Raw genomic sequence first — 21696 nt, 5'->3', positions numbered from 1 at the left:
GCGAGCGGTCCGCCTTCGCGGCCTTCACTGATGCCCCGGCGGAACTCGCAACCTGCCACACACCGCATCCCTGCGCCAACGAGCACTCCCCGGCATTGGAAGCGCCAGAGCGGTGCTCGCGCGGCATCGGCAACATCAGAGCCGGTCCGTACTGGGGACCCAAACGGGATGCACCCGATCCTGGCGCCAGTAGGGCGGGGACAGGGCCCCGGCCGTATGGAGGAACCCGCCCGGGTTGCCGGGCAGCGCCCGATGCATCCAGTTTTCCTCCGCAGCCGGATCCGGCTCGACGTTCCATTCCCGAATGCGCCCGAACCCCTGCCGGCGCAGCGGGCCGATGCCTTCCACCAGCCCCAGCAGTTCTTCGATCCGCTCCGGGTCCCCGATACACCAGGCCGACACCATGCCGACCTGGCGGTACGGATGTTCGAGGACAGCGCCCTTGTACATGCCGGTACCGGTGGCGATGGAGTTAATTTTGCCTTCCCAGTCTCCCCGGTTGCGCGCCTCGAGGATCGCGTTCGGGTCGCCTTTTTTTGTCTGCTGGCGGAACTGCAGCGGGGAAGCGTATTCCCGGAACACCCAGCTGGCCTGCCAGACGCCCCGGTCTTCGTCGTGCCCCAGCGGCAGGGATTCCTGCGCCTGCAGCGGATTGTCCGCCCCTTCCATCCGGGCCATTTCCACGGCCGCCCAGGCGAGCACCCCATCCAGCGCGATGGGGCGCTCGGGCTCAACCATGAGCCCGTTGACGTGCCCGGAAACCCGGAGAGGCTGAAGGTTTGCCCCCGCCATCAGGCCGCCTTCGCCCAGTCCAGGAGATCCGCCGTCTTCAGCTTCTTCTCCTTGGCGTTGACGTAGCTGTCCCACTCGTCCAGCAGCGCCTGGATCCGCGGGTTGTCGCGGTTGAGCTTCAGCTTCCCTTCCTCGCGGGTGAACAGCAGGCCGACGTCCTCGCCGTCATGCTTCAGGCGCACCGAGGACAGGTCATAGCGACCGAAGCCCTTCACGGTCCAGCCGCCCAGTTGCGGATACCGCTCCACAAACCGTTCCATCGCGGCCAGCAGGAGGCCGTCCTGAACCGGGTTGCTGTTCGTTTTGGTGCCGACGCGGAAAGAGAAGGGCAGCCCCGCCAGCACCACCTCCATCGCGTTCCAGCCCTGGATGCGAGGGCCGCGCTGGTTTTCTTCGCCACCCCCGTTCGATGAATCCCGGTGCTGGTTTTCTTCGCCATCCCCGTTCGACGTATCCCGGCGCTGGCTGTCCAGCCATTCCTGCGCCGCCTCACGGTAGTTTTCGATCCGATCGGAAGCCTGGGGGTCGGAGAACGACAGCACATCGTCGATGCGGCGGAAAAAGATCGTCTGGGTGAGCGGCAGGCGGTTCTCGCGCCCCATCGGATCGACCACGTCGTTTTCGCACGATGCCGGCACATCCAGGTTTTCGACGGTCTCCGGCACCAGGGCCCAGGCGGTATCCGTCATGAATCGCGATTCCACCATTTCCGGGCCGCCGCCGAACAGGCCGATGAAGGGATGCTCCATCTGGTGATGGCGCCGGTCCAGGTTGACCGCCGCACCCTTGGCGGGGCGGCCATCGGCGGTGCCGGCGCACAGGGTATGGTAGGTCGGCAGGTTCGGAGCCGGTTCGCCGCGGTCCCGGATCGCATCCATCAGCACGTCCACCCCGGCGCGGCGGATCCGGCCCCGGAGCGAATTGCTCGGGATGACCGGTACGCGTCGCACGGGCGTCTTGCCCCCTTCGTCGGCGCTACCCACCACGGTCAGCGTCTGCGTGCTGGTCATCGGCATGGTCTGGCTGCCGCTCTCGATTCGCCGATCCTGCGAAGCATCGGTGATGTGGAGCGGGCTGGTGGTGAACAGGGTTCCTTCGATTTCGATCATCTTGGTTTTTCCTCTCGATTGCGTCTTTAAGCGTTGCGGGTGTCGAACTTGAACCGGGCCGGTTCTTCCGGTGTTTGCGTCAGGACGTACTGAACGAACCACAGATCCCCGGGGCCCATGTTTTCGAAGGGCGTTCGCAGGTCCTCGGGGAGTGCGTCGTACCAGGCGCGGGCTTTCGGAAAGCCGTTGACGGCGTTTTCCGCCATCTGCTGGCCGAGCCGGAAGAACCGCTTGCCGGCAGGCGTTTTCGGGAACAGATCCTTCAGCAGGTCGTCGTTGACCGCGTTGCGGAATTGCTCCACGAGGTCACGGCGCACGACGAGGTTGTCCCGCCCCAGGCGGAACTGGATCAGGTCCGGGGACAGCGAGACCGGGGCCTGCCAGATCAGGTGTTCACGCTTGCGCGTGGCTTTGGCGAGCACAACCGGCCCCTCGAACCGCTGGTCGTAGGCCCACCGGATATGGCTGTTGCGCGTTACCCGCCAGGCCTGGCCGGGTTCGCCCTCGGGCTGATGAACCAGCACGCCCTGCATCTGGGTCATCTGGCCCGCTTCAAGGAACGGTCCGCACCACCCACAGATCCAGTTGCCCACCCGGTCCAGGGTGGCGGCTCCGTCATTGAAACTGGCGCCGAATTTCTGCTCGAAGCGTAGATCCCCCTGTTCGATGGTTCCGCCGCACAGGCGGCAGGTGCAGGTTTCGTTGGAGGGGGTCCCCACCGGGTCCATGCCGGTGGCCTCCGCCAGCATCCGGGATGGGCTCGGAACGGTCCTCATGCCGCCTCCTTCCGGGCCTGACCCCGCTTCGGCAGGATGATGCGCCCGAATCCCCGGGCGTTGAGGGCTCCGACGTGCCAGGGGCCTTTCAGGTCCAGGGCGGCATCCATCTCGATCCACTTGAGGCCGACCCCGACCCTGTCGTCGGCGATCGGCGTGGCGAAGGTTTCCTCGCTCGTGCGGATGTCGTAGATCGCGTCTTCGATCCCCTCCGGCAACGCGCGTCCGAAAAGGGCGCACTGGCGCTCCAGGTCTTCCAGGATGCGCTGACGCAGGCGTTGCGGATCTTCCATCGTTCCCCGATGGTTCCGCGCCCGTTCCGCCACCATGTGATTGATGATGAAGGTGGCCGGGCGGGGTGCCGTGCGAATCTCGCAATATCCGGTGTGCGTACTGTCCGCCAGCGGCTCGCCATAGTGTTCGCTCAACAGGTGGGTCACTTTCCAGGCGTTTCGGCGCAGCAATGTGATGGATGCATTCCCCAGCGCGGTCAGCATGAGCTTTGCCGAGCCGTCCCGACCTTTGCCGACCTGAAACCGAAACGGGGACTTCCCGATCTCGGGGTGTCCGTCCTCGCGATAGTGAAAGATGGCGGGCGGAATCCGAAATTCGCCTTCCTCCGGCACCAGCGACGCGAGCAGGTGTCGGTAATTCCGGGGCGGATCCCCGGGCCACAGCACCGTGTGGGTGAAGTACATATTCGCTCCTCAAGTGGACGTGGGTTGCATCCTAGTCTGCGGCCTGTACGCTGTAAAGCGCACAGTGTTCACTTTAATGGAGCATAGATGAAAGTCCGTATCAAGTTTTTGCCGTCGCTTCTTGGCGACGTTGCGGGTTCGAGTGTGTCGCCGTTCTTTCGAGACCAGCTGCACGCCGCCGCCGAAACCGGTATCCGAAAATCGCTGCCACCCATCGGTACGCAATCCGAATCCATCAACCTGACGGCACGGGATTTCGCGGCCTTTTCCGGTTTTCGGGAGGGCGATGAGCCGTGGGCGCAGGTCCTCAGCGAATTGCTGCACGGGCACCTGGAAACACTGGAAGCCGAATCGCTGCCGTCCGGGGATGAAACGGCCGCGACGGATCCGGCGAAGGACTGGATGCGACCGGAACAGCGCCGGTACTACGAAGGGCTGTCCTCGGGGCTGACGGATGGAAAGATCGTGATCGCTGAGGCCTCCACAGGCGTCGGCAAGGGGCGGGCCATCGCCCAGGCGATCGAAGATGCGCTGTCCGGTGGCCGTGAACGGGTGGTGGTCTGCGCTCCGACGCTCGGGGTGCTGGCCGCGCTGGCGGAGGAGTTCTCCCGGGCGCCAACCCTCAACCGCTCCATGCAGTTCGCCCTCGGTGCGGCCCAGTTCTTCCACGCCGGGCGCGCGGGGCAGATGGCGCAGCTGATGCAGTCGAGCGAAGCACCGGAGATCCGGGAGCACGGCGAGAAGCTGGCCGCCTGGCTGGAGCAGGGCGCTCCGCCCGGTCAAACCTCTGCCACCCAGTCGTTTGCCAAGGTCGGCGGGGTGCCGGTGTCCCACCTGAGCGAGGATCTGGCCCGGTTTCTCCCGGAAGGCTTTACCGCCGATGAGCTCGTTCTGTCCTCCGATGAGGTGGAGGAAAACGAGAACAGGGCGACGGACCCCGGCGTGACGGCGGCGCTGGCGGCGCGGGACCTCGAAACCGAGGCCCCCATCGTGTTCTGCACGCACGCGATGTATGCGCTGCACGGGCGTTTCATGGCGCTCGAACGCTTCCTGCTGCCACCGCACGACGTGCTGATCATCGACGAAGCCCATCAGTTCGAACAGAACGCCAGCTCCGTACTGTCGCCGTCCGCCTCGCTCGACCAGCTTCCGCGGCTGGCGAAACGGTTGCCGGCACCGGTCCTGAAAGACTGCCCGAGGGCGCTCGAGGACATCGAATCCGGCCTGAAAGCCCTGCGCGGGCGCTTCCCCGAGAAGGGTGGCGAACGGTTGCTCCTGGCGGATGATGAGGGCTATGCCGCCGTCCAGGGCGAGGCCGGCCGGCTGCATGGGGCACTGGATACCCTGATCAGCCGAGCGGAGCGATCCCGCACTCATGCGCCGGAGCCCGGTCTGCTGGCGCTGTTGAAGCGCACTCGGTCCGTACTGGGCGGCGCCACGGGCAAGCGGGTCATGCTGCAGGTCTCGTCGTCCCCGGTGCGCGGGTATCTCTCCCTGGCGTCCGGGGCTCACGGGCTGAAGCGGTTGCTTGACCGGATTTGGCCGCAACTCGATGCGGCCGCACTGGTGTCGGCGACCCTTTACGTCCCGACGCGGGATTCGCGCCGGGCGGATGTCTCCGATGGCGCCACCTGGTATTCGGCCAAGCACCTTTCGCGGGTGCTGTCCCTGCCCGAGGACCGACGGCGCTGTCTGCCGCCCATCCGGCCCCAGTGGGTGCGGGACAACGTGATCGCACACCTGACCCGGGATGCGGAGGATCGCCCGCCCACCTCCAACGGCGAGGATTCGGAGTCCTATCGGGTAGCGATGGAGTCCTGGCTGGATCGCATGGCTTCGCACATCGAGTCGATTGCGGAGCGGGCCTCGATGGGCACCCTGGTTCTGCTCACGTCCTACAGCGACATCCAGGGGCTGTATCGCCGTCTCAATGGAACGCCCATGGCCGAGCGGCTAATGATGCAGGAGTCGGGCAGGCGGCTTTCCGTGATGCGGGAGTCGTTCCTGATGGGGGTTCGTGCGGGGCAGCGCCCGGTCTGGCTGGCGACCGGATCCGCCTGGACCGGCATCAACCTTACTGCGGATGGCGCCGGACAGGTCTCGGATCTGGTGATCGCACGGCTGCCGGTGGGGCTGAATCGTTCGATCGGGCAGGCGGCACGCAACCGCGGGCGCACCGGATTCGATTCGAAGGCTGCGGAGACCTACTGGCAGACCGCCCAGGGGATCGGACGGATGGTGCGTGCCCCGGAGGATACCGGCCGCCACCTCTGGGTGCTGGATTCACGCGCGATGCTGGAGCCGTTGTACGCCCCGGTGCGCCTGCTGTTGGAGTCCTATCCGCAGGACTGAAAAGCCATCGCCCCGGGCGAACCCGGGGCGACCGCGGACCACGGCCCCCGGCGGGGCCGTTCTTTTCCTCTGTACTGGCCTTAAGCAGAATACCGACCAGTTCGTCTTCCAACCACTGCCCGAAGGGCAGTTCTTTCGCCTTCTCGTCGTGGGCAATGCGGCCGCCCTGGACGTGTTTTCGCAACCACGGCCCCGAAGAGCCGTTCTGTCGCCTGGTGATGGGGGCTCCCGGTCATCCCGGGCCGTCACCTCTTCCAACCATCGCGCGGTGCGCGATTCTTCCGCCATGGTCGTCGACGCCCACCTGATGCGCAAGCGGCATCGCTTCTTCCAGCCACCCGTTTGACGGGTTCTTCCGCCAGGCCGGTACCGGCCTGACAGCGCCATCGTCCCATATTCGCGGGTGTACCTCCAGATGAATCCAACAGAGCCGGCGAGAAGAGAAGAATTCGACAGGCGAATTTCGTTTGCTAGATTGGAATTGCGTTCAGGAAAGATCGGTTGGTAAAGAAATCCTTCGATCCTTCCGAGCAAGGGAAATCGGTTATCGGGCAACCGAAAGAGGGCGAAAAAATTTCACGGAAGAAGTTGACAGTCCCTTGGCGGGATGTAGAATCATGGTCAATCTTTCACGAAACGAAAGCGCCATGAACTCGATCGAACCGAAGAACAGGTTGGATTCAGCAATTCGCCTTCAAGGCGGAGTGGCGCCTGCGCAGAGAGCGCAGGAAAACGGCTAGATCAGGCTTCCGAAATATCGGGGCCTGCATTTCGGGCCCCGGGAAACGAATCAGCCCCGGTGCCCCTGTTCCGGGGCTTTTTTGTGCCCGGACGCGCTCTTTAACAAATCGGATTCGCAGAAGGACGGAGGATTTATCCTCCGTTGGGGTCGAGACGGAAAGGGTCGGGCAGGTCCCGGTCCTGTACGCCTCCGGCACGCCATACGCCGGCCCGTGATGGGCGGCCCCTTATTGCGGGTGTAGTTCAATGGTAGAACCTCAGCCTTCCAAGCTGATGATGTGGGTTCGATTCCCATCACCCGCTCCATGTTTCCGCTTCATGCGGGGTATCTCCTGGCGTCGGGGCGTCGTCCCCGGATCGGGAGCACTTCGGGACGACGCCGTGTGGCTCCGAAGTCAGGGGATACCCCGGATGGCGCGGAATGCGCATTGCTGGTGCGCGGGGCAAGACCGCATTCCGTGGACCGCTTCATGCGGGGTGCAACCCGGGACTCGCCTGACCGTCCCGATTGTAAGAGCAAAGGTCAAAAATCATTGCCCCCTGGTTGCACCCCGGATGAAGCGAAGATGCTGCTTAGTGGCAAGAACGAGGGGACGCCTTCTGAGCCTATGCATGCCCCGCTGGCCTGCCTGGCAGGTACAGGGGAACCCGATTGAAAGGGGAGCATCGCTTCATCCCGCTTCATGCGGGAATCGCCTTTGAACGCCTCCGCTAAGGCGGGGTAACTCAGGTGACCGGGCCAGAGCGTCGAATAGCGGTAATCGAAGGCCGGCCGACAGGACCTCCAGTTCCCATCGAGGGCGATTCACCGGATGGCGCGGAAGGCAAACAGGGTTTGCAAAAGCGCGGAACGATAACCGGCGAGCCAATTCCGCCAATGAAGAGGGAGCTTCGCGCTCGGTTGACCGATGGACCTCTTCGAGTTGCTGGATTACCGGCCCCGGCCTCGCGCCGGGTCGCGCTGTCCAGTTTTTCGCCATGCGGGGTTTGCTTTGCATGACCCTCGGGGAGCGGACCGGGAGGCAGAGCAAACCGCCGGATGGCGAGGAGCTTGTGCATCCAGCGGCATAGGTCGATGAGGGCTGTCGCAGCACTCTCACGCTGTTTTGTCGTTGGTCCCCTGAAAGCTGCGACTTCAGGGGTCTCTTCGTCATCCATCCATCCGCTCCATGCGGGGTGCCACCGAGTTGCTCAACGGGTAGAGACAGTTCGCCTTAATCCGCGATGCGGGAGCCCAACAATAACGGCTCGGCGTTCCGTAGTCCGGGTTCGAGTCCCGGTCGGGTGGAACCGCCGGATGGAGTGCTTTGGGGCGTTTCGGTTGAATCTGCACGGGGTTTTATGCCTCCTTTCCCTGGTGCCACGGCTTTTGCCCGCCGGATCGTCTCGTCTCGCTACATCCTCTTCTTTTATGTCTTTTATGCCATGCAGGGTGGGCTTTGGGACATAGGACGGGGTATATCGATCCCCTTCAGAGCCCACCACTGGATGGCGTGTAGCTCAGGGGTAGGGCGCCCGACTGTTAATCGGGTGGTCGCAGGTTCGAATCCTGCCACGCCAGCCATCTTCTGCTTCATCCGGGGTGGGCTTTGTGGCGCTTCGCGCTGGAATGCCAACCCGCCCGAGACAGCCCCCAATAACAGGGGGGCAGGCTGGAACAGGGCTCGGGTACAGAGCACACCCCGGATGGTGCAATCAGCGATAAAGGCGCACGGGTGCCTCGCGGTGAAAACGAGCCCGCCAAACCGATGCCGATGCACTGCACGCGTCGTCAGGGCGAGAGATCCAGTAACCGGGCAATAACCCCGTGCTGCATCATCCATTTGGGGCCATAGCTCAGTAGGGAGAGCGTCTGCTTTGCAAGCAGAGGGTCGTCGGTTCAAATCCAGCTCGGGCAACCATTTTCGGAGTGTAGCGCAGCCTGGTAGCGCGCCTGCTTTGGGAGCAGGATGTCGGGGGTTCGAATCCCTCCACTCCGACCATCTTCTTCGAATACAGGGTCAAGCCGGCGTCGACCCGGATCCCGTTTCGATCGGTCCCGCCTGCGTAGCTCGAATTGGTAGAGCGGCGGATTTGTAATCCGATGGTTGGGAGTTCGAATCTCTCCGCAGGCACCACTTTACTGGGCCGTAGCCAAGCGGTAAGGCAACGGGTTTTGATCCCGTCATGCGCAGGTTCGAATCCTGCCGGCCCAGCCATTTCACCACCATCGAGGATGTACCGATGAAACGAGAGAAACCGCGCAAATCGCGCAACCCCGTGGCTCGTTCGCCGATCCTGGCGAAAGGGCACGCCCATCAACCCAAAACGCGCCCGAAGCGTAGCAAGGTGAAGGCTCGCCTGAAGAAGAACCCGGAGGCGTTTTCGATGCGGCTGGCGGACGGCCTTATCGAAAACGCTTCCACGCCGCCCCGGTAGCTCAAACGGATAGAGCAACGGTCTTCTAAATCGTCGGTTGTGGGTTCGAATCCCGCTCGGGGCGCCATGCGCGCGTAGCTCAGTTGGCAGAGCAGTGGGCTTTTAACCCATCGGCCGGAGGTTCGAGCCCTCCCGCGCGCACCATTTCCCACGGCATCCATCAATGGATGCCCGATTCGGGCGGTGTCGCACCGCCAGCATCCGTTTCCGCGTCCCTGTCGTCTAGCGGTCAGGATTCCGCCCTCTCACGGCGGCGACCGGGGTTCGAATCCCCGCAGGGACACCATTTTTTCTTGGCCTCGGTAGCTCAACTGGACAGAGCGCCGGTCTCCTACATCGGGGGTTGCAGGTTCGAATCCTGCCCGGGGCGCCAGACATAGTTTGAATTCCTTCCACGCCCTTGTAGCTCAACTGGAAAGAGCATCGGTCTTCGGAACCGAGGGTTGCAGGTTCGAGTCCTGCCGAGGGTGCCAGTTTTCACGGAGAAGGCGATCGGTTGTGAGCCGCCTTCTTCTTCAGTTTCCGCGCCCCTGGCGGAACAGGTAGACGCGGCGGTCTCAAAAACCGCTGCCGAAAGGCGTGCCGGTTCGAGTCCGGCGGGGCGCACCAGTCTGGAGGTGTGGCTGAGTGGTCGAAAGCGCCGGTCTTGAAAACCGGAGACGGGCAACCGTCCGGGGGTTCGAATCCCTCCACCTCCGCCAGTTTTCAACGTTGGTGCTCAGAAATGGCGATTTTTGAGCACCAACCGTATTTTTCGCTCAAAATTGAGCCACGACGATCGCCGCGCAGGTGGCGGAACCGGTAGACGCGCCGTCTTGAGGGGGCGGTGGCCGAAAGGCCGTGCGGGTTCGATTCCCGCCCTGCGCACCAATCTGCACTGCCATGCGGGATGCAGCCGTGCCAGGCTGTATCCCCGATGGCAGCGTAAAGTAACCGAGCCACAGACCACGGCTCTGTCTTCTCGGTGAAAATCGAGGCCGGATCGAGAGCCGGCCACAGTCAGGCGTCGGGTCGACTCACGCCCACGGGTGAGTCGATTGCAGGCTCCCGCCCTAGCGAGGGTCAGGAGAAAGCGGCCACGGGATCCGGAGTAACGCCCGGACTCCGTGGCCGGGGCCAACCGAGTTCCGCCTCATCCGGCGGATGACCGTTCCGATAACCAAAGGCGGACAGGCTGGCGCTGCCATCCCTTTTTCATCGAATACGGAGGACTGGCCGAGCGGTCGAAGGCGCTCCCCTGCTAAGGGAGTAAACGGCAACCCCGTTTCCCGGGTTCGAATCCCGGGTCCTCCGCCAATACACCTTCTGCGAATCCGATGCCGGGCGCGCAAGCGCCATGTCCCACCAAGACAACCTGGAGCATTTTCAACCCGTTCGGTCTTCGCGGCCCGGCCGGGTCTTAACCCCTGGCCTCGCCGGTTTCGGCGGGGCGCCGCGAAAAGGAGTTCCCGCCATGATTGCTGCCCACCCGCCGATCCTGCGCCTCGATGCTGGCGGCCTGCCGGTATCCTGGATCCATTGGCAGCGTGCCGCCGAGCTGATCTTCGCCGATCGCGTCCTCTGGAGCCTCGGGGATGCGCCGCTGCGTATCCAGGGTGGCCTTCGGGGCGGGCAACGTTCGGTGTTGACCATCGATCCGGTGATCGCGACCCGCGAGGCCCACCGCAACCCGGCACCCGACACGCCACCGTTGACGAACCGCCTGCTGTTCGCTCGGGACCGCCACACCTGCCTGTACTGCGGGAACCGCTTCCCCGAGCACGAGCTGACCCGTGATCACATCGTGCCGCGGTGCCAGGGCGGCGAGGACGTCTGGACCAACACCGCGTCCTCCTGCAAACGCTGCAACGGGGACAGGAAGGGTGGTCGCACCCCGGAGCAGGCGGGTATGTCGCTCATCGCGCTACCCTATGCGCCCAGCCGGGCGGAGGCGTTGATCCTGTCCAACCGCCGGATCCTCGCGGACCAGAACGAGTACCTGTCTGCGCTGGCCCCGGATCGGGACGATCGCTGGAACTGATTGCCTCCGAAAAAATGGACAGAAGGGCCGCGTTTCCTAAGATGGAGACTCTATCAACGGAAACCGGTCCGAAGCCGGGAAGGAGCGCATTATGACTGTTCGCATCAAAGGCACCGATACCGTCCTCGTGGGCACGAAGGAAGTGCTGTACGGCGTAGCCGAGGTGGCCGGCATCAATGAAGACGGTTCGATCGAATATGCGGGTTCCACGGAGATCGACTGGGACTCCCAGGTGCCGGTTCAGGCAGAAGGGAAGAAAATCTGGGTCACGGAAGACGATCAGGAGGTCGTTCTGAGCCGGGACGAAATCGAAACCGTCGAGTAAAAAATCGACATCGGATCGATTTTCGCTACTCTGAAATCGAATTCACCCGGCGATGCCGGCGGAACCGGACCGATAGCCGGACAACGATCAGAGGGAACATGAACAACGACATCCATCTTTCGCAGATTCAGGAACGGGCGCGGATCCTGTCAGAGGTCCACGGCGACGATTTTCTGGACGATGTGATCCACGATCTGCACGCGGACATGGCCGGCCGGTCGATGAGCGGCGGTGATGACGGCACCGATCCGGGCGAGGTCTACGGCGATTACGAAGAAGCCGCGTCCCGGGTGAACAATGAGGGCCCCGGCTCCCAGGCGGCCTTCCTCGTGGAGGAGCTGGGCGAGATGAATGCCCTGTCCGTCATCGAGAAGGCGGCCGCCGAGGCGGAGGTTCAGGAGTGAGCCGCCGCGGTCGCAAACCGAAAGCGCCGCTGTGCCCCTACTGCGGTGAGCGGTCCGAGCGGGTGACCGGCGCGGAGGTGTATCCCCACCGCCCGGATCTCGCCGGCAAAGCTTTCTATCAGTGCGCGCCGTGCGATGCCCGTGTGGGCTGCCATCCGGGCACCAACAAGCCGCTGGGGCGGCTGGCGAACGCGGCCCTGCGCCGGGCGAAATCCCGGGCGCACAAGGCGTTCGACGGGCTCTGGCGGGACGGTTCGATGACTCGCTCGGAGGCTTACGCTTGGCTGGCGGAGCAGATGGATCTTCCCGTGAAGCGGTGTCACATCGGCCAGTTCGATGAAGCCCAGTGCGAACAGGTCGTCACGATCTGCAGCGAAGCGATCGAGGCCGCTTGAGGAGGGTGTTGTGGGAGGCCATGCCGTACACAGCAACACGCGCCTGAACGCGTCCGAACTCATGGTGCTGGCGGCCCGGGTCCAGCGGGCGATGGATCGTGTCCTCCCAGTGGACCATCGGGCCGAGCCCGTGCGCTTTTTCCCCGGCAAGGCCGATCACGGCGATCTCGACGTGCTGTTGGCCTGCGATGCTTTCGAGTATGCGGAGGTGCTGCGGGAGGCGCTGGGCGCTACCGAAATGGTCGTGAACCGCTCCAGAAAGGAGACCGCGGACCCGAACCGCCAGGTGGTGAGCTATGCCGTTCCGCTGGACGGCGATCGGGTGTTCCAGGTGGACGTAGTGCAGGTGCCGGCGCGGGCGTTCGATTTTGCCCGCTGGTACTTTGCGGGCAACGATCTTGGTGGCCTGCTGGGTGGTGTCGCTCGCCGTCTTGGCTTCAAGTTGGCGGATGTCGGCCTGCTGCTGGAAGTGGACGACGAGAACGAGCGCGTGGCGGAACTGGCGGTCACCCGGGACTGGGACGAGGCACTGGCGTTTCTTGGCTACGACCCGGATGCTTACCGGGCCGGTATGCTGGAAGGCGGCTTCGACACCCTGGATTCGCTCTTCGCCTTCGTCGCGTCGTCACCGTACTTCGACCCGTCCGTGTACCGGCCGGAAAATCGCTCCGGCGAGGCTCGGCGGCGCGACGCGAATCGGCCCACGTACCAGGCGTTCCTCCGGTGGCTGGACCAACGTGGGGAGGCGGATCCGCCCGCCAGGGATGTCACCGTCCTGCGCGCGGATGCACTGACCCGGGCCTATCGGACTTTCCCGGCATTCGCCCGTGAGCTTGACGAACTGCTGGAAGGGCGCCGCCGGATGAAGAAGGTCCGCCAGCGGTTCAACGGCCATGTCGTGGCCGAAGTCACGGGTCTTTCCGGGCCGGAACTGGGTGCGTTCATGTGCGAGTTTCAGGACCTTCTGGGTGGTCCAGTCGGTGTTGCGGACTGGGTGGAGGCTCGTAGCGATGCCGAGATCCGTGGCTTGCTCACTCAACTTGCGGACCGCTGGTTGTCTCGAAACGACCTGCTGAACGCGGAGGTCGAGTCCGGGTTGCTCTGATCACTCGGTGCCCGACCGAAAGGCCGCCGGTATCGCGGATGCTGGCGGCCTTTTTTGGTTCAAAAATCGACAGACGGACGCCGTTTGCTATCTTGGGATCTCCAACAACGGGAACCGGCCCCGAAGCCGGAAGGAGCATCATTCATGTCGCAAACGAAAAAAGAAGAAGTCGTCCTGCTGGCCTGCCGCGATGCGAGCGGCGCACCGCGCGTGGTCCCTTTCACCGTGTCCGTCACGGAGGAGGAACGTGATCTTGGGGTTCACTATGATCGCGCGGAAAATCAGGCGCTTGAAAACGATTATGATCCCCCTTTTGTACCGTTCGATTCGTATGAGGTTCCAGGGCTGATTTCCGATGTCGATGACGCGGTTTCGTATGCCGCTGAAGCGAACGGATGTTCCCCGAATTTCAGCGGGTCTGTTGTCAACCATGAGCACAGGTATGGTTCGGATGCCTATCTCGTCTTCTCCTCTTCCGGCTGTGTCGATGAAGATTATCTTCAGATCGTGGATCCGCATGGGTATGAACTCCAGCGGGAAGACGAGTTTGTGGGTGCCCACTCGCTTCCATACGACTTGGGCGCTCTGGTGAATCTTCTCGCACAGCGTGCGCATCTCGGCCATCAGGCGTCCCGTGAAAGTATGAACGCGATTCTGGAAGATCCTTTCCCTGTTTCAATCTCCGAAGCGTTCGAGCGTCTTTGGAATGCTGCGAATGAAGAGAAAGGTGAGCGTTTTACTTTCCCGGTGAACTATTTCGAGACCACGATTCAGGGTGCCTCCTGTGTTCCGGGTGAGCCGGTTCGTGTAGTTGCGATGGATAACCTCGATCATCACTTCATAGCGCCGATTCGTTTCGCGGTCGAACTGCCGCTGGACCCGGAAAAGAAGAATGAGCATGATCGTTATTTGGTGATGAATACCGAAGAACACATGGATGACCTTCCGTCGGTTCTTCGCGATCTGGACCCGCATCGCGGATAACCCGATCCGGTGAGGCGTGCGCACCCCGTTCTTTTCGGCGGCGCACGCTTTTCCCTGTTCTCGATGAACTACCTAAAATCGTAAACAAACCCAACTCGAAATAGGGGAGAATCGATGTTCTACATCACATACAGAAATCAAGGAAAAAAAGAAAAAACACCCTCCAAGTTCGAGACAAGAGAGAGTGCTAAAAAGGTCGCGGATTTTTTGAAAATTCAAGGCGCGACATCCGTTCGTGTTATGCGGGCGTGACCGATTTGGCGGCGCACGCCTCTCTCCGTTCTCGTTGAACCCCTCAACCTCTGACAGGAATATTGCAATGCCAGATGAAGAAACCGTAAATCTCGAAAACGCCTGCCGCTTCAGGGTGGCGCTGTTTTTCACAGGCGAGGGCGGACCCCTGGGTGAGCTTTCCAACGGGTGCATCGTTGTTCGAGCGTCCCAGGGCGAAGAGGGCCAATGCCCTTCTGTTGAAACCTGCAAGAATCGGATCACCGCTGGCATTTCCGAATGGATGCTGCATACGGTTTCCGGGCTGGAAGCCTTCCGGTCTGCATCGGGCATCTTCACGGTGACCGACATGGTTGCCTACCGTTGGCATACGGATGAGGCCCTGAAGGCCATCCTCCTTCGGCATGGTCTGGTGGTCGAGGATGTCCTTGGAGGCGCGGTGGAGGACCAGATTAAACGGGAAGAAGAGCTTTTGGATCCTGCGGCCAAGGGTGCGGTTAAGGCTCGCAATGCGGCCTGAAAATCGACAAAATCACGCCTTTTGATATCTTGGAATCACCAACACCGGAAACCGGCCCAAATCCGGAAGGAGTAATCCCCGTGAGCAATACCAACCATCAGACCTTTTCTTTCGACAACGGGCAAATCGAAGAAACGCTCGTTTTTACCCGATCGAAGACAATGCCCAGGGTCATCACCGTCGCTTACGTGAATGTCTGCGTGGGTCTTTTTGAAGATGGTTCGCGACCGCCGCAATGGGCCATCCTGAATCGCATAATCGAAGCGATTTCGGACTGGATGGAGTCGACCGAAGAGGGGCGGGATGCCTTTGAAGAAGACCCCCTCGGGGATTTCAACGTGACTGATCTTGTGGCCTACGATTATCACAAAGAGGGCCCGCTTTGTGAGCGCCTGAAGGCGCGGGGTGTGGTGATTCAGTTCGCCAATGTGGGCGACATCTTTGACAGCTTCGATTTCGATACCCAGCTGGTCAGCGAGGAGACCGCCGAGCGCATCGAGAGCCAGCGAATCGCAGAAGCGGAACGAAGAATCCGAACATGGACGACATGGTGAAGCTGCCCGAGGGCATCAAGCATCCGATGGACTGCACCATCGAGGAACTCGCGAACACCTGTGAGCGCCTGAACGCGGCCTATCGCGCGGGGAGGCCGCTGGTGCCGGACGAGGTGTATGACCACCTGTTCGTCGCCACGCTGGCGGAACGGGCCCCCGATCACCCGTTTCTGCACCAGGTCGAACCGGAAGGCGATGCGTTCAGCGGGGCGTCCGTGGAGCACGAATCGCCGATGTTCTCGACCAACAAGGCGTACACCGCCGACGAACTCCGGTTGTTCGTGAACCGCGTGGCGTCGGCCGCCGAGTCGCTGGGCTTCGGTCTGGAGGACATGACGTTCCGCATGACGCCCAAGCTGGACGGGATCGCCGGGATGCTGCGTTCGGATGGGCGTCTGGTGACCCGGGGCAACGGACTGGGGGCACCGACATCACCCACGCCTTTGACCGCGGACTTCGCACCCCCGGGGATGATCGATCCCCGGGTGCCGGAGAATTGGTGCTGGACGAACTGTTCTTCCGCGAGGCGACCGCGGAGACGTTCGACATGGCTCATCCGCGCAATTTCATCGCCGGGTTTGTCGCGGCGGATGTCGCAAAGGAACACCATGTCCGGGGCGCCGAAGCGGGCGCCATGATGTTCTTCCCGTACGATCAGCTTCCGTCCTGGCAGGGGAGCGCGGACGATCTGCTGGAAAACTGGGAACAGCACATGGCGTCGCTGCGGCGGGCCGTGCCGTACCGCACGGACGGGGTGGTACTGGAAGTGACGGAGCCGGTTGTGCGCGAGGCGATGGGTGCCACATCGAGCTTCCATCGCTGGCAGATCGCCCTCAAGACCAAAGGCGAGACCGCCACCACCAGGGTTCACAACATCCGCCTCCAGACCGGGCGCACCGGGCGCATCACGCCGGTCATGGAGATCGAGCCGGTCACGCTGTCCGGCGCGGTGATCTCGAACGTGACGGCGCATACCGCGGCGAACCTCGCGCAGCAGGGCTTGGGCGAGGGGGCGGAAGTCGAGATCACCCGGGCCGGGGACGTGATCCCGAAACTGGAACGGGTCGTCACGGCTGCCGCGAAACCGATGGCGGTGCCTCACTGCCCGTCCTGCGGCCACGCTGTCGAGGTCGAAGGCGAATACGCCGTCTGCCCGAACGCGGCGAGCTGCCCGGCACAGGCGGAATCCCGCATCCGCCACTTCTTCCAGACGATGGGCAACGCCGATCTGTTCGGCCCCCGGACGGTGGCGGTCCTGGTGGAACAGGGCTATACCGATGTCCGCTCGGTGTTCGATCTGACGGCGGCGGATTTCGAGGCGATGGGGTTCGGGCCGGGACAGAGCGCCAACCTCGAACGGGAACTGACCCGTTGCCGGCGTGAAGCCGTGCCGGACTGGCGGTTCCTCGCGGCCATCGGCCTGCGCCACCTCGGTCGCGGGGATGCCCGCAAGCTCCTGTCGGTGTTCTCGCTGGACGAGGTGACCGATCTGACCGCCGAGGCCATCGCCGGTGTCGAAGGGTTTGGCGCGATCACCTCCCGGTCGATCGCGGACCAGCTTCAGGAGCAGAAAGCGTTGATCGAGGACCTGCGGGCTCTGGGGTTCAATCTGCGCCCGACGCCGAAGGCGGAGGCGGGTGCGGACGCCCCGGAAGGTCCGCTGTCCGGTGAGGCGGTGGTGTTCACCGGCACTCTGACCATCGGTACGCGCGGCGAACTGGAAGACCAAGCCCGGAATCTGGGCGCCACGGTTCAGTCGTCGGTCAACAGCAAGACCACGATCCTGGTCTTCGGCGAGAAAGCCGGCTCGAAGCGAAAGAAGGCCGAGGGGATCAATGAGAAGGCCGGTAAGGAGCAGGTGCGGATTCTGGAAGAGTCGGATTGGGCGGGCTGGCTGCAGCAGGCTGAGGCATAACGGATAAGGATTGCCCGACGAACGGCTGAATGCTCTGAACGCTTCGTGAACGCGCAGAAATCGACAGTCCATCGAAATCCGCTACCTTGGGGCCGTAACCGAGCAATCACACCCGCCGCGGCGGGTTGAGGATGCCGGCCCGAAGCCGGAGGAGGCAGCATAATGGCACGAGACAAACAGAAACCCGAAGCGCGCCCGATCGAAACCTCTCCGGGCGAGATGGCCACCCGCTATGAACACCCGGCCTATGGCGTCGTCCAGGTCTCTCGATCGAGCGGAAATTCCCGACTGTTCGGATCGTCCCTGAAACATCAGCACACGATCCGCCTTTCGATCCACCGGGCCTGTCTGGATCGCCATCTGTCCAGCGATTTCATCCATGCGCGCGACAATCGCGGGCTGGTCGAGATCGAAATGTCGCAGACACAGTGGGCACAGGTCGTCTCCAGTGTCGGCCTGGGAAGCGGTACGCCGGTCACGCTGCGTCAGGTTCCGGACGAAGAGGCTTCGGTCAAGGTTACGCCGGATATCGAGGAACCGGACGAGACGGCCGACCGCCAGCACGCTCGCGAACTGCGCGAGAAAACCGAACAGGCGCTGGCGGAGGCGAAGGAGCGAATCGCTGAACTGGAGGCGCTGGCGAATACGTCCGGCAGCATCCCGAAGAAGCCGTTCCGCGAGGCCGTCCGCAAGGCGAAGTTCGCCGTCGGCAATGCGCCCGAGAACGTGGCGTTTGTCCACGACCGCTTCACCGAGACGATGGAGGACGCCAAGGAGGCGGCGAAAACCGAGATCGAGGGACACATCCATGCCCTGACGTTGCAGACCGGCCTCGAGCATCTGCGCGAGGAAGGGGCACGGCTTCTGGAGGATCATCGCCAGGGCGGGGAGGACGATCCGGATGAATGAAGCCCCGTCCCAACTCGATCTGTTTTCGGCCACGGCCCGGATCTATGCCGAGCGGGAGGCCGCCAGCAACCCGGAGGTCTATGCCCGCGTTTCGGAGGAACTGGGCGTGGACCCTGCCGATCATGTCGCGCCGGTCGGCTCCGAAGGGCGCCGGTACAACCTGTTCCACCGCTCGGTGCGCTGGGTTCAGCAATCGCTGAAGGAAGACGGCCTGCTCGAGCGCGTACCCGAAGAACGGGGGATCTGGCGCCTTACGGGCAAGGGCAAGATCCGCCTGCGCGAGTGGCAGGCCCCGGGCGCGGGCCTGGTGGCGTTCTCCACCAAGCTGGGCGTCGCCATCCTCGGGGACTGCCGGGCCGTGTTTCGCCAGGTGGATGCCCCGATCGCTCTGTGCATCACCTCGCCGCCGTACCCGCTGGCCTCGCCCCGGGCTTATGGCAACCAGCGCGGGGACGAGTACATCGACTTCATCTGCGAGGCGCTGGAACCCATCGTCGAGTCGCTGAAACCCGGTGGCAGCATCGTCCTGAACGTTTCCAACGACATCTTCGAGACCGGCTCTCCGGCGCGTTCGCTGTACCGCGAGAAACTGGTGCTCGCGCTGGCGGAACGTCTCGGCCTGCACAAGATGGATGAGGTCGTCTGGCACAACCGTCAGAAGGCACCTGGACCGACGCAATGGGCCTGCAAGAACCATCAGCAGCTTACCGTGGCCTGGGAGCCCCTGTACTGGTTCACCAACGATCCGCTGAAATGCGGATCGGACAACCAGCGGGTGCTGGAGCCGCACACGGAACGCCATACCCACATGCTGGCGCAGGGCGGCGAACAGCGCGTCCGCATCTCCAGTGACGGAGCCCATGGTGTCCGCCCTGGAAGCAGTTACGCCCGCCAGACCCCGGGGCGAATCCCCGGCAACGTGATCGAATCCGGCCATACCTGCGCCGGCCGCAACCGCGTCCAACGGTACGCCAAGGAACACGGATTGCCGCCGCACGGCGCCATGTTCCCGGAGCGTCTGGTGGAGTTCTTCGTCCACTTCATCACCGAGGCGGAGGAACTGGTGGTGGACCCGTTCGCCGGAGGGGGCACGGTCCCCGCGGTTGCGGAGCGCCTGGGTCGGGAGTGGATCGCGACGGACCTCATGCTGGAGTACATGCAGTCCGCTGGCGGGGCACGGTTCGAGCGAGAGACGACCTGGTTCAATCCGGCGCTCTGGAAAACCGGCAGCGATGGCTCCGCTCAACCCAGGCGGCTGGCGGACGCGGCCTGAAGGTCGAAAAATCGACAACGCCCCGCAATCCGTTACATTGGTCCTGAAGCCAACCGAGCGCGCCCGATTCCCGGGCGCTGGAGACCGGCCCAAAGCCGGGGAGGCCAGTAATCATGGATCACCGCGATATTCGCTATATGATGCGCCATCCGAGGGCGATGATGCGCTTCCAGACTCAGGGGGAAACGCCGCACCGCGTCAAACTCCAATCGCCCTTGATCAACCTTCTGCGACGGATTCCGGCGCCGATTCGCGCGCAGATGCGCGGCGTCTCTGTACACCCGGATCTGGGTTATCGCACGCAGGCTCAATTCCACACGGCCGAGCAGCTTCTTCGCTGGCTGGCGCCGGATTCCGAGGTCTTTGAGGGCGAAGTTCCGCCTTCCGAACGGATGCGGGATCCCCGGTTTACCCGGCCGCTGACGCTGGACGACCTGCGCCCCTTCGTGAGCGACTGGCCGGAATACCTGGACACGCCGGAGTTTCGCCGGACGATCGAACGATAATCGAAAGAAAAGATACAGGAGGCACGACCAATGGCGACCATCCAACAGAAAGTTCGAGTGGTTCGGAATGCCCGTTACGAGGCCGAAACGATTGTCGAGGTCGACACGGATGAAATGATGGACCCGGAAGATCCTATGGAACTGGCCGCTCTCGCTGAGGAGAAAGCGGACGACGATGTGCTGGGCCTCGAGTACACGTTTCTGGGCTCGGAACACGAACTCGAAGTTCTCGGGAATCCCGAGTGATTTCGAATCATCGAGGACAGGGCGATGTGACTGTCCTCGGTGGTCTCCAGGCTCAACTCCTCTGACGCAGCCGATCCAGCTTGCCCCGGACCCGCTCCCGCGTTTCCACCGTATCCTGCGCGTCGAACTCGAACATCGCCTGATCCACCGGCACGTTGTGCGGGCGGCGCACGCGTAACACGTCCCCGACACGGGTGTCTTCCGGCAACCGGGAGCGCAACACCAGGTGCGCCGTCTCCCTGCCGGGTTCCCCGACGATCACACGGGCCCATCTATCCTCGAAGGCGTCCACAACGCCCCGATCCAGTCTCTCAATCGACACAGGCTTTCCCCTGATCGCGCATGTCCGCGATTTCCTCCGGCCCGACGCGCCAGAACTCGGTGAGCTCATCCAGGCTGTTCCACGGACGACCTTCGATGATCTGCTCGGAGCGGGCCGGGCCGATATGGATGATGTCCTGAAGCCGATTCTGTGAGACGCTGTTGAGGTCGATGCAGCCACCCGAAGGGGTCGAGCGCGCACCGCCACCGCCGGAGGGTGGCGCGGGGGAGCCCGCGGTTTCCGGTTCATCCGGGCGTACGCCGCCCTCGATCGACCATCGGTGCTCGCGCGGGTCGCACTGCATTCGGATCTCACGGTCGGCGGTGCCGAAGAACTGGGCATCCGTGTGTCGCTCGACGTTGGCGATCACCTCGTCATGCGGATGGCCGTACTGGTTGTCCGCTCCGTACTGTGCGATGGCGATGACCGGATCCACGGCTTCCAGGAACTCGGGCCGGCTGGAGGTGCTGGACCCGTGGTGCCCGAGCTCCAGCAGGTCGGCATCGAGATCCATGCCCGCACGCAGGATCTCCGCCTCGCCCGGGTGCTCGGTGTCCCCGGTGACCACGGCGGAGCAGGGCCCGTAATCGATCCGTACGACGATGTTCTCGTCGTGCAGGTGGCCGTTGTAATCGGCTGCGGATCCTTCCGGGTGCAGGGCGGTGATCTCGATGTTCCCGAGGTTCTTGGTCCGGCCACGCTGCGGTTCGATGTAGCGGGTATCCTCGGCTTCCACCAGGGCGTCGATGAAGCTCTCGAAGGTCTGGGTGGTGTGCGTCTGGCCGTTGTACCAGACGGCCCCCACATCGGTCTGCTCCAGGATCGCCGCGGCGCCGCCGATATGGTCAGCGTGGGCGTGGGTCGCCACCAGAAGATCCACGCGGTCGATGCCGGCGTCATGGAGATGGTTCACCGCGTCGTATCGGGACCGCCCGGTGTCGATCATCACGGTCTGGCCGTCCGCCTCGAACAGCATGGCATCGCCCTGGCCGACGGCGAGGGCGGTGGCGTTCATGCTGGCGTTGGCGGACCCGGCGAACAGGGCGAGGGCAACGGCCGCGGACAGGGTAGAGAAACGGGGTCGAGGCATTGGCAAGCTCC

The 21696-nt window shown here is 63.3% G+C and carries 23 protein-coding genes and 14 tRNA genes; 31 read left to right on the top strand and 6 right to left on the bottom strand.

Annotated features, from left to right (window positions below; all coding sequences use genetic code 11):
* Positions 1 to 135 precede the first annotated feature (135 nt).
* Genes csf3 through F787_RS0114345 form a run of 4 tightly spaced genes read right to left on the bottom strand, consistent with a single transcriptional unit; the run spans position 136 to position 3375 of the window.
* On the bottom strand, positions 136 to 792 hold the full coding sequence (gene csf3, locus F787_RS0114360; protein WP_028492631.1) for a type IV CRISPR-associated protein Csf3: 657 nt from the start codon (positions 790 to 792) through the stop codon (positions 136 to 138).
* Positions 792 to 1901 carry a type IV CRISPR-associated protein Csf2 gene (gene csf2, locus F787_RS0114355; protein ID WP_028492630.1) on the bottom strand — a complete coding sequence of 370 codons (1110 nt, stop codon included), beginning with the start codon at positions 1899 to 1901 and terminating at the stop codon, positions 792 to 794. The genes csf3 and csf2 overlap by 1 nt, the downstream gene beginning before the upstream one ends.
* Positions 1902 to 1927: 26 nt before the next feature.
* Positions 1928 to 2677 (bottom strand): type IV CRISPR-associated protein Csf1, encoded by a 750-nt coding sequence (csf1, locus tag F787_RS0114350; RefSeq protein ID WP_231373465.1) that lies wholly within the window; start codon positions 2675 to 2677, stop codon positions 1928 to 1930.
* On the bottom strand, positions 2674 to 3375 hold the full coding sequence (locus F787_RS0114345) for a hypothetical protein (RefSeq protein ID WP_028492628.1): 702 nt from the start codon (positions 3373 to 3375) through the stop codon (positions 2674 to 2676). The genes csf1 and F787_RS0114345 overlap by 4 nt, the downstream gene beginning before the upstream one ends.
* 87 nt (positions 3376 to 3462) lie before the next feature.
* On the opposite strand from F787_RS0114345, the gene F787_RS0114340 reads away from it, so the two are divergent.
* The 31 genes from F787_RS0114340 to F787_RS0114195 all read left to right on the top strand — a co-directional run bounded on the left by F787_RS0114340 (position 3463) and on the right by F787_RS0114195 (position 20273).
* A complete protein-coding gene (locus F787_RS0114340; protein ID WP_028492627.1) occupies positions 3463 to 5727 on the top strand; it encodes a helicase C-terminal domain-containing protein in 2265 nt (754 codons plus the stop codon).
* 973 nt (positions 5728 to 6700) lie between these two features.
* A tRNA-Gly gene (locus F787_RS0114335) sits at positions 6701 to 6774 on the top strand.
* A 1183-nt stretch (positions 6775 to 7957) separates the two neighbouring features.
* Positions 7958 to 8032: transfer RNA gene (locus tag F787_RS0114330), tRNA-Asn, on the top strand.
* A gap of 341 nt (positions 8033 to 8373) precedes the next feature.
* Positions 8374 to 8450, top strand: a tRNA-Pro gene (locus F787_RS0114320).
* A gap of 58 nt (positions 8451 to 8508) precedes the next feature.
* Positions 8509 to 8585: transfer RNA gene (locus tag F787_RS0114315), tRNA-Thr, on the top strand.
* Between the two features lie 6 nt (positions 8586 to 8591).
* Positions 8592 to 8666: transfer RNA gene (locus tag F787_RS0114310), tRNA-Gln, on the top strand.
* Between the two features lie 25 nt (positions 8667 to 8691).
* On the top strand, positions 8692 to 8886 hold the full coding sequence (locus F787_RS16670) for a hypothetical protein (protein ID WP_155989636.1): 195 nt from the start codon (positions 8692 to 8694) through the stop codon (positions 8884 to 8886).
* A tRNA-Arg gene (locus F787_RS0114305) sits at positions 8877 to 8953 on the top strand. The genes F787_RS16670 and F787_RS0114305 overlap by 10 nt, the downstream gene beginning before the upstream one ends.
* A gap of 1 nt (position 8954) precedes the next feature.
* A tRNA-Lys gene (locus F787_RS0114300) sits at positions 8955 to 9030 on the top strand.
* 67 nt (positions 9031 to 9097) lie between these two features.
* Positions 9098 to 9172 (top strand) — tRNA-Glu (locus F787_RS0114295).
* 10 nt (positions 9173 to 9182) lie between these two features.
* Positions 9183 to 9259: transfer RNA gene (locus F787_RS0114290), tRNA-Arg, on the top strand.
* 23 nt (positions 9260 to 9282) lie between these two features.
* Positions 9283 to 9359: transfer RNA gene (locus tag F787_RS0114285), tRNA-Arg, on the top strand.
* A gap of 51 nt (positions 9360 to 9410) precedes the next feature.
* A tRNA-Leu gene (locus F787_RS0114280) sits at positions 9411 to 9495 on the top strand.
* 4 nt (positions 9496 to 9499) lie between these two features.
* Positions 9500 to 9587: transfer RNA gene (locus F787_RS0114275), tRNA-Ser, on the top strand.
* A gap of 82 nt (positions 9588 to 9669) precedes the next feature.
* Positions 9670 to 9756 (top strand) — tRNA-Leu (locus F787_RS0114270).
* Between the two features lie 335 nt (positions 9757 to 10091).
* Positions 10092 to 10182 (top strand) — tRNA-Ser (locus F787_RS0114265).
* 157 nt (positions 10183 to 10339) lie between these two features.
* Positions 10340 to 10906: an HNH endonuclease gene (locus tag F787_RS0114260; protein WP_028492626.1), complete on the top strand. Its 567-nt coding sequence runs from the start codon at positions 10340 to 10342 to the stop codon at positions 10904 to 10906.
* A 91-nt stretch (positions 10907 to 10997) separates the two neighbouring features.
* Positions 10998 to 11231 carry a hypothetical protein gene (locus F787_RS0114255; protein ID WP_028492625.1) on the top strand — a complete coding sequence of 78 codons (234 nt, stop codon included), beginning with the start codon at positions 10998 to 11000 and terminating at the stop codon, positions 11229 to 11231.
* A gap of 98 nt (positions 11232 to 11329) precedes the next feature.
* Positions 11330 to 11635: a hypothetical protein gene (locus F787_RS0114250; protein ID WP_028492624.1), complete on the top strand. Its 306-nt coding sequence runs from the start codon at positions 11330 to 11332 to the stop codon at positions 11633 to 11635.
* On the top strand, positions 11632 to 12030 hold the full coding sequence (locus F787_RS0114245) for a zinc-finger-containing protein (RefSeq protein WP_028492623.1): 399 nt from the start codon (positions 11632 to 11634) through the stop codon (positions 12028 to 12030). The genes F787_RS0114250 and F787_RS0114245 overlap by 4 nt, the downstream gene beginning before the upstream one ends.
* A 61-nt stretch (positions 12031 to 12091) precedes the next feature.
* Positions 12092 to 13135 carry a hypothetical protein gene (locus tag F787_RS0114240; protein WP_196801943.1) on the top strand — a complete coding sequence of 348 codons (1044 nt, stop codon included), beginning with the start codon at positions 12092 to 12094 and terminating at the stop codon, positions 13133 to 13135.
* A gap of 144 nt (positions 13136 to 13279) precedes the next feature.
* Positions 13280 to 14119, top strand: a complete 840-nt coding sequence (locus F787_RS16915; protein WP_155989635.1) for a hypothetical protein — start codon at positions 13280 to 13282, stop codon at positions 14117 to 14119.
* A gap of 114 nt (positions 14120 to 14233) precedes the next feature.
* On the top strand, positions 14234 to 14371 hold the full coding sequence (locus F787_RS17065) for a hypothetical protein (protein ID WP_196801942.1): 138 nt from the start codon (positions 14234 to 14236) through the stop codon (positions 14369 to 14371).
* 67 nt (positions 14372 to 14438) lie between these two features.
* Positions 14439 to 14870 (top strand): hypothetical protein, encoded by a 432-nt coding sequence (locus F787_RS0114225; RefSeq protein WP_028492620.1) that lies wholly within the window; start codon positions 14439 to 14441, stop codon positions 14868 to 14870.
* Between the two features lie 80 nt (positions 14871 to 14950).
* The gene (locus F787_RS0114220) at positions 14951 to 15424 is read left to right on the top strand and encodes a hypothetical protein (RefSeq protein ID WP_028492619.1); all 474 of its coding nucleotides are present in this window, start codon (positions 14951 to 14953) and stop codon (positions 15422 to 15424) included.
* Positions 15409 to 16062, top strand: a complete 654-nt coding sequence (locus F787_RS17270; protein ID WP_231373464.1) for a hypothetical protein — start codon at positions 15409 to 15411, stop codon at positions 16060 to 16062. Before F787_RS0114220 ends, F787_RS17270 begins: the two co-directional genes overlap by 16 nt.
* Positions 15972 to 17339, top strand: coding sequence for a BRCT domain-containing protein (locus tag F787_RS17265; protein WP_369774286.1), 1368 nt, complete (start codon positions 15972 to 15974; stop codon positions 17337 to 17339). Before F787_RS17270 ends, F787_RS17265 begins: the two co-directional genes overlap by 91 nt.
* 162 nt (positions 17340 to 17501) lie before the next feature.
* Positions 17502 to 18248 carry a hypothetical protein gene (locus F787_RS16910; RefSeq protein WP_155989634.1) on the top strand — a complete coding sequence of 249 codons (747 nt, stop codon included), beginning with the start codon at positions 17502 to 17504 and terminating at the stop codon, positions 18246 to 18248.
* The gene (locus F787_RS0114205) at positions 18241 to 19521 is read left to right on the top strand and encodes a site-specific DNA-methyltransferase (RefSeq protein ID WP_042806050.1); all 1281 of its coding nucleotides are present in this window, start codon (positions 18241 to 18243) and stop codon (positions 19519 to 19521) included. The genes F787_RS16910 and F787_RS0114205 overlap by 8 nt, the downstream gene beginning before the upstream one ends.
* 113 nt (positions 19522 to 19634) lie before the next feature.
* Positions 19635 to 20027, top strand: a complete 393-nt coding sequence (locus tag F787_RS0114200; protein ID WP_028492617.1) for a hypothetical protein — start codon at positions 19635 to 19637, stop codon at positions 20025 to 20027.
* Between the two features lie 30 nt (positions 20028 to 20057).
* Positions 20058 to 20273 carry a hypothetical protein gene (locus F787_RS0114195; protein ID WP_028492616.1) on the top strand — a complete coding sequence of 72 codons (216 nt, stop codon included), beginning with the start codon at positions 20058 to 20060 and terminating at the stop codon, positions 20271 to 20273.
* A gap of 52 nt (positions 20274 to 20325) precedes the next feature.
* Here the strand turns inward: F787_RS0114195 and F787_RS0114190 are convergent, their stop codons facing one another.
* A complete protein-coding gene (locus F787_RS0114190) occupies positions 20326 to 20595 on the bottom strand; it encodes a DUF3006 domain-containing protein (RefSeq protein WP_231373463.1) in 270 nt (89 codons plus the stop codon).
* On the bottom strand, positions 20585 to 21685 hold the full coding sequence (locus F787_RS15875) for an MBL fold metallo-hydrolase (protein ID WP_051246189.1): 1101 nt from the start codon (positions 21683 to 21685) through the stop codon (positions 20585 to 20587). Before F787_RS15875 ends, F787_RS0114190 begins: the two co-directional genes overlap by 11 nt.
* Positions 21686 to 21696: the final 11 nt, after the last annotated feature.

This window comes from Thioalkalivibrio sp. ALE19 (genome assembly GCF_000428605.1).
GTDB lineage: Bacteria > Pseudomonadota > Gammaproteobacteria > Ectothiorhodospirales > Ectothiorhodospiraceae > Thioalkalivibrio.
Note: the sequence above shows the minus strand (reverse complement) of the source record. Positions and strands in the feature narration are given on the sequence as shown.

Coding starts and splice junctions, on each gene's coding strand:
- F787_RS0114340 (WP_028492627.1), top strand. CDS start 3,463: ATGAAAGTCCGTATCAAGTTTTTGCCGTCGCTTCTTGGCGACGTTGCG.
- F787_RS17065 (WP_196801942.1), top strand. CDS start 14,234: ATGTTCTACATCACATACAGAAATCAAGGAAAAAAAGAAAAAACACCC.
- F787_RS0114200 (WP_028492617.1), top strand. CDS start 19,635: ATGGATCACCGCGATATTCGCTATATGATGCGCCATCCGAGGGCGATG.
- F787_RS0114250 (WP_028492624.1), top strand. CDS start 11,330: ATGAACAACGACATCCATCTTTCGCAGATTCAGGAACGGGCGCGGATC.
- F787_RS0114195 (WP_028492616.1), top strand. CDS start 20,058: ATGGCGACCATCCAACAGAAAGTTCGAGTGGTTCGGAATGCCCGTTAC.
- F787_RS0114240 (WP_196801943.1), top strand. CDS start 12,092: ATGGTGCTGGCGGCCCGGGTCCAGCGGGCGATGGATCGTGTCCTCCCA.
- F787_RS16910 (WP_155989634.1), top strand. CDS start 17,502: ATGGCACGAGACAAACAGAAACCCGAAGCGCGCCCGATCGAAACCTCT.
- F787_RS17265 (WP_369774286.1), top strand. CDS start 15,972: ATGGCTCATCCGCGCAATTTCATCGCCGGGTTTGTCGCGGCGGATGTC.
- F787_RS16670 (WP_155989636.1), top strand. CDS start 8,692: ATGAAACGAGAGAAACCGCGCAAATCGCGCAACCCCGTGGCTCGTTCG.
- F787_RS0114260 (WP_028492626.1), top strand. CDS start 10,340: ATGATTGCTGCCCACCCGCCGATCCTGCGCCTCGATGCTGGCGGCCTG.
- F787_RS17270 (WP_231373464.1), top strand. CDS start 15,409: ATGGACGACATGGTGAAGCTGCCCGAGGGCATCAAGCATCCGATGGAC.
- F787_RS0114345 (WP_028492628.1), bottom strand. CDS start 3,375: ATGTACTTCACCCACACGGTGCTGTGGCCCGGGGATCCGCCCCGGAAT.
- csf2 (WP_028492630.1), bottom strand. CDS start 1,901: ATGATCGAAATCGAAGGAACCCTGTTCACCACCAGCCCGCTCCACATC.
- F787_RS0114205 (WP_042806050.1), top strand. CDS start 18,241: ATGAATGAAGCCCCGTCCCAACTCGATCTGTTTTCGGCCACGGCCCGG.
- F787_RS0114255 (WP_028492625.1), top strand. CDS start 10,998: ATGACTGTTCGCATCAAAGGCACCGATACCGTCCTCGTGGGCACGAAG.
- F787_RS16915 (WP_155989635.1), top strand. CDS start 13,280: ATGTCGCAAACGAAAAAAGAAGAAGTCGTCCTGCTGGCCTGCCGCGAT.
- F787_RS15875 (WP_051246189.1), bottom strand. CDS start 21,685: ATGCCTCGACCCCGTTTCTCTACCCTGTCCGCGGCCGTTGCCCTCGCC.
- F787_RS0114225 (WP_028492620.1), top strand. CDS start 14,439: ATGCCAGATGAAGAAACCGTAAATCTCGAAAACGCCTGCCGCTTCAGG.
- csf3 (WP_028492631.1), bottom strand. CDS start 792: ATGGCGGGGGCAAACCTTCAGCCTCTCCGGGTTTCCGGGCACGTCAAC.
- csf1 (WP_231373465.1), bottom strand. CDS start 2,677: ATGAGGACCGTTCCGAGCCCATCCCGGATGCTGGCGGAGGCCACCGGC.